We start from the raw sequence: 11,260 nt of genomic DNA, 5'->3' as shown, positions 1-11,260 counted from the left end.
GACAATATGTCAATTTGCCTGCAATAAAAAAACTGAGATTTACTCTCAGTTTATGCAAGAATTCGATTATAATAATACATTCTAGCAGCATTTTTGCTAATACCAAATTTAGCTAGTCCGCAGTTATTCATAGTGTTGAAATTGTCCATTTTTCCATCTGCGATAAGGTGAGCAGCCATCATTCTGATTAAACGGCCATGAGCAACTACTAGGATCTTTTTATCTGGATACTTTTGATACATTTCATTCAAAAAGTCTGCACAACGCTTTTCAAAGTTTTCATAAGTCTCACCACTAGGTGCATACTTTACATAATCTTTATTTACAGTCCCCCAAGGATCGATTACTTCAGGATGTTCTTTAGCAATTTCATCCATTTTCTTGCCATCCCATTCACCGAAGTCGAATTCAAGTAGACGCTTATCACGATTTAATTCTTTTTGGTCCTTAGTAAAAATTTCGGCAGTTTCAACCGCACGCTTTAACGGGCTGACATAAACAGCATCAAATTCATTGGGATCGAAGTTTTCTGCAGACTTTCTTGCAAATTCACGGCCGACCTCATTAAGTTCTGCATCAACTTTAGCTCCTTGCAAGCGATTATCTTTGTTAACATTGGTTTGACCATGTCGAATGAACACGATTTCCATTGCAAAAACACCTCACATCAATAAATAATTCTAATTTGCTTATAAATTATCTTTTCAAATTCTTAATAGATTTTCAATTGAAACTTAGTTTGTTAAGTCGTAAAGAAGTATACAATATAGATATATAGAAATAAAGGAGTAATGATTATGGCACGCATTACAATTCAAAGAGATGGACTTACTCTTGTCGGTGACCGTGAAGAACCATTTGGTGAAATTTATGATATGGCAATCTTGATGCATGGTTTCACTGCCAACCGAAATACTGATTTACTTAAACAAATCGCCGATAGTTTACGTGATGAAAATGTCGCTAGTGTTCGCTTCGACTTTAATGGTCATGGCGAAAGTGATGGCAAGTTCGAAGATATGACTGTTGTCAATGAGATAGAAGATGCTAAAGCAATTCTTGACTACGTTCGCACCGATCCCCATGTTCGTGATATTTTTTTAATTGGACATTCTCAAGGTGGAGTCGTAGCTTCAATGTTAGCGGGACTTTATCCCGATTTAATCAAAAAAGTTATCTTACTTGCTCCTGCAGCCCAATTAAAAGATGATGCTTTGAAAGGTAATACTCAAGGAGCTGTTTATAATCCCGATCATATTCCAACCACTGTACCACTAGTTGGCGAAAAGATGGGCCTTAAACTTGGCGGCTTTTATATTAGAACTGCACAAGTTCTCCCTATTTATGAAGTTTCTAAACGCTACACTGGACCAGTTTCAATTATTGTTGGTTCAAATGATCAAGTTGTCGATCCTAAATATAGTAAGAAATATAATGAAGTATATGCCAATAGCCAACTACACACTATTGAAAATGCGGATCACCGCTTCTCTGGTGAATTCCAAAATGAGGCAGTAAAACTCACTAGCGACTTTGTTATGCCGCTTTTCTAGCGGCGCTTAAAATCAAAGTCTGTCCGAAAGACATAATGATCATCTGTACTTACCTCAGGTGTATATTGAAAATCAAAATCATGAAAATCTTGCAACTCTGCAGGATTTTTTATTTGTCTTTCGGCCATAAAGCGCACCATTTCACCTCTGGCCATCTTGGCATGGGTTGCAATTGTCCGCCACTTTTCATTTTTCCTTTCTTGAAAATCAACAGTAATCATTTTTCTATCCTCTGATAAATATGGTGCAATCGCTCTTGAATATTCTTTAGAAGCCAAATTAATAACCAAATCATCATCTTTGAAGATTTCATTTGCAAGATCTTCGCCCCAGAAATGGTACAAACTATAATCTTTGAAGCCCACCATTTGAGTTTTCATTTCAAGGCGATATGGACTAATTCCATCAAACGGTCTTAAACTTCCATAAAAACCAGAAAGAATGCGCAAATTATCCTGAATATAGTCAAGTGCAGGTTGAGTAAATAAATCCGGTGCCATATATTGATATTGAATTCCTGAAAAGGCGATGATTGCTGGAGTCAGATGATTTTCTAGGTTCATTTCTTTTAGCTGGAGCTTGCTTTTTTGAATAACCTGATCACTTGCTTGCCATAAAAGTTTAAGTTGGTCATCACTTCTTGACTGCAAGAATTCTGCTAAGACTTTAGTTTTCTCTAAAAACATCGGTCTACTTTGAACTGGAAAGCTATCAAGATCTCGTTTAATCTTTTTAGCTGGTGCAATAATTATCTTCATCTTTTCTATTTCCTTCCTAATAAGTTACAATTAATAAGAATTATATAGAGGAGTGTTGTTATGAATCCCGATTTCGCAATTATTTTAAATTTTAAACTAGCTGATCCAAATAACATTGATCCAGATCAATTAGTTAGAACCGCTCGCAATATTGGCATTCGTGCAATTAATGCCAACGACCTTTTTAAGACGGCTAGTGAAAAATATACTATTAAGTTAATTGATACTAGTGACGGTCAAGATTTAACTGCAGATAATGTCATTGATACCATTGTTTCTAACCGTAAAAATAATCAAGCAACTATCATTAATGTAAATGTTAATGAAGATGGTCAAATTGATGAAGCGTCTGCTAAGCTTTTGGATGCAATTAATAATTGGATGCACATGTTTGGTCATGCTTTAAACGAGGGAACTAAATCCGATTTAACGGTTGATGATGAAACAGCTTTTGTTTTAGAAAATCGTCATGCGGCATACCAAAAGTATGTCTTTATTAAGGAACAAATTCCAGCACAAATTATAGTTTCAGGTTTAAGCCAGGAACCTAACCGTGTAGAATGGATTGAACATCGTGAAACTTTAGAATTTAATTTTAAAGATAATGAATTGAAAATTAAATTATCTAAGCCAATTGAAGAATTTGAATGGAATGTCCTTCGAATTCAAGCTCATCGTCCTGAAGATGATATCGCTGAAACTAAGTTTTAAGAAAAAGAGGAGCAAACTGCCCCTCTTTTTTATATCTTTGAGCCATTATCATAAAACTTTCTGAATCTGCTAGCTTCCATTTTTAAGGTTTCATCATCATTAACTTGGGATAATTTATAACCAACAAAATATGGTGGCGCATTGAAACGGGTAATTAATTTAGCACAAATTCCACCATCTTCACGTGGATAGAAGAAAAGATTGTAAGAATCGCAACGACCATCATACATAATATTTAGCATATATTTAACGCCGCTTTGAATCCAATCTGCCCATAAATTCAAATTTTGTCTTTTTAAAGTATTGATATTTAGCTCGGTATAACCCTGCATGGGATGGGTTGCAATGTTAACTTCAACATCCCCATCCTCAAATACCTTAATCCCTTCAAAGTTATTCTTATGGGTATATTTGTAGGCATTTTCTTTTTCAAAGCCAACAATTTGCATATGAGGATGAATTAAAGAACCACCAGAATTCGGACCGAAATTTTTATACCAAACAACTGATTGATACCTGCTATCTTGCCGCATCTCTTCAAAACAATCTAGAGCGAACTTCATCACTTCGCGATTATGCTCCTTACTATAGCTAGCAATATCACCATGATGATCATTCGATTCGATCAAAACAGTCTGAACTGTATCCACTAATGTTGGGAATTTATTATGAAGCCAAATTATATCTCCATCACGTTTATAAATATCAGTTAAATTCTCCACATCACAAAAAGGACAACCTTTCTTCGGCTTGTCCTTTCGATAGGACTGTGGTTTATCTTTAGCAATATTCATCTGAAAGATAATTGGATCATTTAACACAAAAATTCCCCCTTTAATCTCAATATAATGCATTATAATGGAATTATTAGCTTACATGTAAAAAAATATCTGCTTTACTTAAATAAGTAATGATGATAAACTTTTATGCAAACATTTATTCGTAAAATAAAATTGGACTGACAAAATGGAATCGAGAAAAAATTTAAGAAAAAGAACTAATCGAAACAACATCTATTTAATCATCGCTGGAATTATCATTGTCCTAGGTGTCATATTTGGAATTGTGATCCACAATAATCGCGTAGCTAGTGAAGCAAAAGCCAGAAAATTTGCAACTAGCCACTTCAATCCGAATGTAACAATCTACGGAGTGAAAGTTGGTAACCTTACCGTTAATAAGGCAACTGAGAAGATTAATGAAAAAGCCAACAATACCGTTAACTTAGTTAATGATAAGGTTATTTTGAAGCGAAATCCACAAATCCAAACTATTACTACAAATGAAGTTAAGGATTACTTTAATAAGCAACATACTGATACACCAAATAATAAATCCTATAACTATAGTTGGAAAGAATTAGATACCGCACAAAATAGACTTAAGAAAATAAATTCGGCTGTTGTAAATTACAAACTTGACGGCAAAAACTACAAACTTAAAGCTGATGACTTAATTGATGAAGCTAGTTATCAAGACGGTAAGTACAAATTTGAAAATGTTGATAAATTAACTAAAAAGTTAGACCAAATCGACAAAGAAGTTTCTACGCTTCACAAGAGCTATAAGTTCAAAGTTCCAGACGGTAAAACAATTACAGTCAAGAACGAAAGTTACGGTTGGGGCGTTAATGTAAAAAAGGCTCAAGCTGCAATTGAGAAAGCCTTCATGGATGGTACTAAGGAAATTGATGGTAAAGACTACATTTACGGTTTAGGTTACAGTACTTACGCTCATGGCTATGACAAGAGTAACAATGGTATTGGCAAAAACTATGTTGTAGTTTCAATTAAGAAGCAAGCAATGTGGGTGGTAAGAAATGGTAAAACTGTGGTCCACCTAAACGATGTTGTAACTGGCACTTATAACGGTGGTAAGGGCAATAGAACTCCTATTGGTGTTTGGTACATTCAATATAAAGAATCACCAAGTACTTTGCGCGGAACCAATGATGATGGTTCAAGCTATGCATCTAAGGTTCAATACTGGATGCCATTTACCCTTTCAGGCTGTGGTTTCCACGATGCAAGTTGGAGAAGCGATTGGAGTAAAACTGCCTACCTCAAAGGTGGCTCACACGGATGTGTAAACATTCGTCCAAGCGAAGTTCACAGCGTTTGGAGCAATGTAATCAAGGATGAAGCAGTAATCGTTTATAACTAGAGTAAAAAATATAAATACACTTATAACTGGTTTAACAAAAATGTCTAGGAAAATTTTCCTAGGCATTTTTCTTTACAAGATTTTCACATGATTTATTTCTTCCAGATCAATTATCTGATCTGAAATCACAATTAATTGATCATCGTGATAACCATTGACAAAGCCAACGATATCATCAAGATAATCGGTTTCATCACTTAAAGTATTCAGTTGCACGCTGACTTGCTTATGCTGACTAAAGGCTTCAAACAAAATCTGCCCGATTTCGTCTTGAGTCATTTCTGACTTTTTTGGATTATATTTTACCCGCTCACGGTTTCTCTGGTTAATCTTGGCCACATGGTCACTTAAGTAAAAACCCATCCATTTAACCATTCCACGGTCTTGATAATTTTTGAAAAATTCCGTCACTTCTCGATCAAAATCCTTACTCATAGCTATTTCCTCCATTATGTCCGCCAACTAACTTACTTCGTTGAATGGCCGTTGCCCCTTTTGCCAAACTTGATGCTTTAACTAAGCTAGTAAAACCATATTTTTTACGAATATCATCGATAACACTATCTAATTTGTGCCTTTTAAGCTGCAATTCTACTGGTTCTAGCATCGACAACTGCATACTTTTATCTTCACCAAGCCTGCTCAAACTAACTGAAATAGTTCTAACCGCTTCTTTTTCCCAATTATTTCGAAAAAGATTGAGTAAAATCTTAACTATATCATGGCTAATATTAGTTGGTGTGATCTTCTTTTGAGCACTAAAACCTTTGCGCTTTCCTTCATCTAAAGCATATCCAATTGACAAACTAACTTGTCCGGCCTGCAAACCTCGAAATCTAATTCTCGCAGCAACCTGTTCACCAATTTCTCGAATAACGATTTCAATTTCGCGTTGATTATAATAATTTCGTGGTAATACTTGTGCATTCCCATAACTTTTGGATTTCGGATGATAGCGTTGACTAATAATACTACGATCGACACCCCAGCTTTCAGCAAAAAGTTGTTCGCCAATCACACCAAATTCATCTCTTAATATCTTGGGACTAGTATGAGCTAAATCATACATGGTATTAATTTTTAACTTTCTCAACCTTCTAGCAGTTCTCTTATTAATTCCCCACGCATCCTCTAGTTCCTTAATTTTCCAAACTGTATCGGGAACGTCAAGATAATGCCAATAAGCAATCATTGAACTGCGATGTTTAGCTTCAATATCCATTGCAAGTTTAGCAAGCAGTGGATTTTCTCCAATTCCACAAGTTGTATATAAACCTAGCTTATCGTGAATCTCCTTCTGTATCTTTCTTGCAACATAATAAGGATCGCTACCGAATAATTTCCATGACTTAGTCATATCAATCATCCCTTCATCGATCGAATACATATGGACATCTTCATCGGCCGCATACTTTTGAAAGATTCCCATTACTTCAATGCTTCGCTTAATATATAAATTCATATGTGGTGGGGTAAGAATCAGATCTGGCGCTTCTTCTCTTGAAGGAAGATCTCTTACTCGCATAACATTTGATAAGCCATACTTTTTCTTAGCCAAAGGAGAAGCAGCCATAATCAACCCACTATCGTAATTGGCTCCTGGTTGATGAGAAACAACTGCTAAACAGACTTCCATTGGATTTTTTCCAAGGCGAATCGCTTCACAACTTGCAAAGAAAGATTTGTTATCAATCATAAAAATCACATTATGTGGCTCATACCGATAGTCATACATTTTTATCCCACCTAAACGTTTGTTTGTTTTAATTATAGCGAACAAGTGTTTATAATTTCAAGATTTTGGGATAAAAAAATAGTGCTCCTTTTTGAAGCACTATTTTAAAATTTTTATTTTAATTTACACCGGCCATTAAAGCATGAATTTTCTTACTAAAGAAGAACATTACTACACCGAAAATCACACTGACAATACCAACTGCTAAGAAGTATGGTACTTCAGTTGCACTTGAGTAGTATTTAACAATTTGTGAGTTAACAGCTTGACCTACCGCATCGGCCAAGAACCACATACTCATCATTTGTGACTTAAATGCCTTTGGAGCAAGCTTAGTAGTTACTGATAAACCAATTGGTGAAATAAGCATTTCCGCAATTTCAACAATGAACCATGAACCTACAAGCCAGAATGGACTAACTCTACCGCTAGTACCAAATAGCCAACCAGGAATAGCCATCCAAACGTAGGATAAACCTGCAAAGACCAAACCAGCAGCAAACTTACTTGGTGCACTTGGTTGGTTCTTCCAGTTTTCCCAAAGCCATACAAAGAATGGCGTTAAGATCATAATGAACACTGGATTCAAAGTCTGGAAGTTAGCTGCTTGGAAGTGCCATGCACCAATATGTAACACAGTACGTTCTTGTGCAAACAAGGCTAAAACAACTGAACCAGATTCTTCAATTCCCCAAAAAATTGCGGCCGCAATAAAGAGTGGAATATAAGCCCAAACTCGGGAACGTTCAATCTTAGTAACCTTTGGACTTCTAAGCATCATCACGAAGTAGTAAATTGGAATTGCAATAGCAAAGATAGTGATCAAAGTAATGACATTATCAATATTTAATACACCAGTTAATCCCATCACAATTAAAATAACTGCTAAGGCAACAATTCCCCAAACTACCTTAATAATAATCTTTTTTAATTCATCGGCAGGAATTGGATCATTTGGAACAAGACCCTTATCAGATAAGTATTTCTTGCCATCGAAGTAATATTGAACCAAACCAAAGAACATACCAATTGCGGCAAGTGAGAAACCTGCGTGGAAGTTCATATGGCCGCCGTGACCAAAGATGTCACTAACCCAAGGAACAAGAATTGGTGCAATGGCAGAACCTAAATTGATACCGAAAACGAACATACTGAATCCAGCATCACGTCTGCGATCTTCTGGTGAATACAAATCACCAACCATGTCAGATACGTTAGGCTTAAGAAGACCAGTACCAATAACAATTAAAGCAATTGAAACATACAAAGCTCCAACTCCCATTGGTAGTGCAAGCACAATATGTCCAAGCATGATGAACACACCACCGATAAAGACTGTTCTTCTTGGTCCCCATACTCTATCTGATAGCCAACCACCAATAACAACGGAAAGATATACTAGTGATCCATAAATTGACATGATTGACGCTGCGGTCACTTGATTCATGCCTAAACCACCGGCTGTTACAGCATAGTACATGTAAAAGAGCAGAATGGCCCTCATGCCGTAATAACTAAATCTTTCCCACATTTCAGTGAAGAATAAAGTCGATAAGCCTCTTGGTTGACCGAAGAAGGCCGTATCTAAATTCTTTGTACTCATTATTAATAAATCCCCCCTAATAGGTTTATTTTGCGTGAGTCGAACACTTAATTTTAAATTTTCTTAATAAATTAGTCAAGTTTTAATATATGTAGATACTTTTATGCATAAAAAAAGATAGTTTTGAAGCAAACTATCTTTTTTAGTTTATTCTTTCTTATTATCACTTAAGAAATTAAGTTTAATTTAAGGCTGAAGCAACTGCCTTATTAACATCTGCTGCTTCTTCCTTAACAAGTTCTACTCTTGTTTCAATTACCTTAATATCCATCTTAATTTCACGGTTCAAAAGTTGAACATTGAGTTTAGGTTCGAAAAAGGCCTTGAATTCATCAAGTCTTGCTTGAGTTCTGAAGACTCTTGAAATTACCAAGACAAAGGTAGCGAATTCCATATCACCACCAACGGTCTTATCAAGCCAATCCCAATCTTCACGGATCCAGTCCCAGGCTGCTTGTTCACCATTATGGTTTGAAAGAAGACCAGCAAACCAGCCACGAAGATCTTGTGGCTTAATAATATCTGCATTTTCAAAGTATGAAACGAGCTTCTTAATTTCCTTAGCATCCTTAGTGGAAGTAATAGCGCTGCGAAGGTCTACCTTGAATGATGGATTAGCAGTTTGAGTGTATTCCTTGATTAAGTTATCAATCAATTCATCATTACCAAAATTCTTCACTTCGTTTGCTAAAACGATAGAACGAATATCTGCATTTAAGCCCTCTAAGTTATCAACATTTTCTTCAAAGATCTTGTGAGCTGCAGCAATTGAATCAGCGTTATCTGCATAAATACTTGCTGCCAAAACATCTGGACGAATTTGAACATCGTTTTCACTATCAGAAGCCTTTGGCATCCATCCAAGACGAGCTACTTGGTCCTTAGATAATTGATCGAAGAGTTTCTTCAAGTTCTTTTCGGCTTCAGAATCTGGATCAACGAATTGACGAAGCTTACGAGCAGTTACATAAAGAGCTGTGTTTACTAAACCTGACTTGTCATCAGCGAATTCGATTAAAAGTGGCACAATCTTTGCGTATGAAACTTGCTTACCTTCTGCAAGAAGACGAAGATCTTGAAGGAGTTGAGTCTTAGCAATCGCATCTAAATTTTGACTTTCAGCTAAAATATCGTTAAGCAAGGTATCATCATATTTAACGATAAAGTGTGAACTGTTACCAACATTCAAACGAAGAGCCTTACCGGCCTTTTCACGTAAAGCCTTGTAGTCACCCAAATCAAGTTCTTTTTCAGACATAATTTCAGGTGCATCGAAGTTAGCGTTCAAAGGAATTTGCCAAGTTCTACCTACATCTTTACCTTCACCGATGAAGAATTGCTTTTGACTTAAAATCAAGTGACCAGCTTCATTGATCTTGGCATCAACTACTGGGTAACCTGGTTGGTTAAGCCATGAGTGCATGATTTTAGCAATATCAAGATCAGTAGCAGTTGATAAAGCATTCCATAGGTCATCACCAGTTGAATTACCAAATTTGTGATGGTCAAAGTAGTACTTAAGACCCTTACGAAGTGCATCATCACCAAGTAATGCACGAACCATGACAAGCATTCTTGATCCCTTAGCGTAAACGATCGCACCATCAAAGGCTGAATCAATATCTGCTGGGTCATTAATCTTCATTTGAATTGGTTGGACACCATCTGTAGCATCACGAGTCAATGCTTGAGGAACTTCACTGGTTTGGAACATTTCCCAAATATGCCAATCTGGTTCAATTGCATCAATGGCAACATATTCCATCATGTTAGCGAAACTTTCGTTAAGCCATAAGTTGTCCCACCATTTCATAGTTACCAAGTCACCGAACCATTGGTGAGCAAGTTCGTGGGCAATAACTGTTGCAACAAGTTTCTTCATTTCAAGACTTGTGTTATCTGGATCAAGTAAAAGATATGCTTCACGGTAAGTTACAAGACCCCAGTTTTCCATAGCACCAGCTGAGAAATCTGGAAGAGCCAATTGCCATGAGTGTGGAAGTGGATACTTAGTTTGGTAATATTCTTCGTAAAATTCGATTGAGCGCTTAGCAATATCAAGAGCGAAGTCTAATTCTTTAGGCTTATGGGCCTTAGTTGAGAAGACACCGATCTTTACGCCATCCTTAGTTTCAGTGTATTTAGCTTGTAAATCACCGAAAGCAAAGGCAACTAAGTAACTAGACATGCGAACTGTTTCTTCAAAGTGGTGAACACCATCTTTTACTTCTATTTCTGGCATATTACTCAAAGCCATTTCGCCTGGTTGTTCATCCCATTTAAGTGCCAAAGTAAAGGTAGCTTTAGCTTCTGGTTCATCAACACATGGGAATGCTTGACGAGCAAAAGTGGTTTCAAATTGTGTACCAACAAGTTGCTTCTTTTCGCCATTAAGTTCGTAATAAGAAGGATAAATACCCATCATTGTGTCGGTTAACGGTGCAGTGTAGTCAATCGCAATGGTAACTTTTCCAGTTTTTCCTAAATTAATCTTAATTGCTTCATCTTCGTCACTAACTTCAAACGGTACATCTTTACCATCGGCCTTAACTGATGAGACCTTCATAAACTTTTGACTAACTAAAACAACATCTTCTTGGGCTTCACCAGTAATAGTTGAAGTACCACTAATTGTTTTATCTGCCCGATTAACATCAATAAACAAATCATAATGTTCTGGGTGTAAAGTTTCGTAAAAACGTTTTACTGCCATAAAAAATACCTCCTATATAGAACA

At 36.3% G+C, this 11,260-nt stretch carries 10 protein-coding genes; 3 read left to right on the top strand and 7 right to left on the bottom strand.

Annotated features, from left to right (window positions below; genetic code table 11):
• Positions 1 to 50: 50 nt before the first annotated feature.
• Positions 51 to 650, bottom strand: coding sequence for a histidine phosphatase family protein (locus NFR82_RS05015; RefSeq protein WP_251717197.1), 600 nt, complete (start codon positions 648 to 650; stop codon positions 51 to 53).
• Positions 651 to 797: 147 nt separating this feature from the next.
• Between NFR82_RS05015 and NFR82_RS05010 the strand changes: the two genes are divergently transcribed.
• Positions 798 to 1,553: an alpha/beta hydrolase gene (locus NFR82_RS05010; RefSeq protein WP_251717196.1), complete on the top strand. Its 756-nt coding sequence runs from the start codon at positions 798 to 800 to the stop codon at positions 1,551 to 1,553.
• Here the strand turns inward: NFR82_RS05010 and yaaA are convergent.
• Positions 1,550 to 2,311 carry a peroxide stress protein YaaA gene (gene yaaA / locus NFR82_RS05005; protein WP_251717195.1) on the bottom strand — a complete coding sequence of 254 codons (762 nt, stop codon included), beginning with the start codon at positions 2,309 to 2,311 and terminating at the stop codon, positions 1,550 to 1,552. The genes NFR82_RS05010 and yaaA overlap by 4 nt on opposite strands.
• Before the next feature lie 60 nt (positions 2,312 to 2,371).
• Here yaaA and NFR82_RS05000 point away from each other — a divergent pair, with 60 nt between their 5' ends.
• A complete protein-coding gene (locus NFR82_RS05000; RefSeq protein WP_251717194.1) occupies positions 2,372 to 3,022 on the top strand; it encodes a hypothetical protein in 651 nt (216 codons plus the stop codon).
• Between the two features lie 29 nt (positions 3,023 to 3,051).
• On the opposite strand, the gene NFR82_RS04995 is transcribed toward NFR82_RS05000, so the two are convergent.
• Positions 3,052 to 3,843: a DUF4931 domain-containing protein gene (locus NFR82_RS04995; protein WP_251717193.1), complete on the bottom strand. Its 792-nt coding sequence runs from the start codon at positions 3,841 to 3,843 to the stop codon at positions 3,052 to 3,054.
• A gap of 145 nt (positions 3,844 to 3,988) precedes the next feature.
• On the opposite strand from NFR82_RS04995, the gene NFR82_RS04990 reads away from it, so the two are divergent.
• Positions 3,989 to 5,185 (top strand): L,D-transpeptidase family protein, encoded by a 1,197-nt coding sequence (locus NFR82_RS04990; RefSeq protein WP_251717192.1) that lies wholly within the window; start codon positions 3,989 to 3,991, stop codon positions 5,183 to 5,185.
• Between the two features lie 72 nt (positions 5,186 to 5,257).
• Here NFR82_RS04990 and NFR82_RS04985 read toward each other — a convergent pair whose 3' ends face one another.
• The 4 genes from NFR82_RS04985 to NFR82_RS04970 all read right to left on the bottom strand — a co-directional run bounded on the left by NFR82_RS04985 (position 5,258) and on the right by NFR82_RS04970 (position 11,236).
• A complete protein-coding gene (locus NFR82_RS04985) occupies positions 5,258 to 5,620 on the bottom strand; it encodes a hypothetical protein (protein WP_251717191.1) in 363 nt (120 codons plus the stop codon).
• Entirely contained in the window at positions 5,613 to 6,920 is a 1,308-nt protein-coding gene (locus NFR82_RS04980) for a Y-family DNA polymerase (protein ID WP_251717190.1), read from the bottom strand. The genes NFR82_RS04985 and NFR82_RS04980 overlap by 8 nt, the downstream gene beginning before the upstream one ends.
• 118 nt (positions 6,921 to 7,038) lie before the next feature.
• Positions 7,039 to 8,523 carry a peptide MFS transporter gene (locus tag NFR82_RS04975; protein ID WP_251717189.1) on the bottom strand — a complete coding sequence of 495 codons (1,485 nt, stop codon included), beginning with the start codon at positions 8,521 to 8,523 and terminating at the stop codon, positions 7,039 to 7,041.
• Positions 8,524 to 8,704: 181 nt separating this feature from the next.
• A complete protein-coding gene (locus tag NFR82_RS04970) occupies positions 8,705 to 11,236 on the bottom strand; it encodes a M1 family metallopeptidase (protein WP_251717188.1) in 2,532 nt (843 codons plus the stop codon).
• Positions 11,237 to 11,260: the final 24 nt, after the last annotated feature.

The organism is Lactobacillus agrestimuris, assembly GCF_943193025.1.
In the GTDB taxonomy this organism is placed as follows: domain Bacteria; phylum Bacillota; class Bacilli; order Lactobacillales; family Lactobacillaceae; genus Lactobacillus; species Lactobacillus agrestimuris.
The sequence above is the reverse complement of the archived record's forward strand: the minus strand, read 5'-3'. Positions and strand labels throughout refer to the sequence as shown.

What these genes read in the sequence shown, in the direction of transcription:
- NFR82_RS05015 (WP_251717197.1), bottom strand. Translation starts at nt 650, where the DNA reads ATGGAAATCGTGTTCATTCGACATGGTCAAACCAATGTTAACAAAGAT.
- NFR82_RS05010 (WP_251717196.1), top strand. Translation starts at nt 798, where the DNA reads ATGGCACGCATTACAATTCAAAGAGATGGACTTACTCTTGTCGGTGAC.
- yaaA (WP_251717195.1), bottom strand. Translation starts at nt 2,311, where the DNA reads ATGAAGATAATTATTGCACCAGCTAAAAAGATTAAACGAGATCTTGAT.
- NFR82_RS05000 (WP_251717194.1), top strand. Translation starts at nt 2,372, where the DNA reads ATGAATCCCGATTTCGCAATTATTTTAAATTTTAAACTAGCTGATCCA.
- NFR82_RS04990 (WP_251717192.1), top strand. Translation starts at nt 3,989, where the DNA reads ATGGAATCGAGAAAAAATTTAAGAAAAAGAACTAATCGAAACAACATC.
- NFR82_RS04985 (WP_251717191.1), bottom strand. Translation starts at nt 5,620, where the DNA reads ATGAGTAAGGATTTTGATCGAGAAGTGACGGAATTTTTCAAAAATTAT.
- NFR82_RS04980 (WP_251717190.1), bottom strand. Translation starts at nt 6,920, where the DNA reads ATGTATGACTATCGGTATGAGCCACATAATGTGATTTTTATGATTGAT.
- NFR82_RS04975 (WP_251717189.1), bottom strand. Translation starts at nt 8,523, where the DNA reads ATGAGTACAAAGAATTTAGATACGGCCTTCTTCGGTCAACCAAGAGGC.
- NFR82_RS04970 (WP_251717188.1), bottom strand. Translation starts at nt 11,236, where the DNA reads ATGGCAGTAAAACGTTTTTACGAAACTTTACACCCAGAACATTATGAT.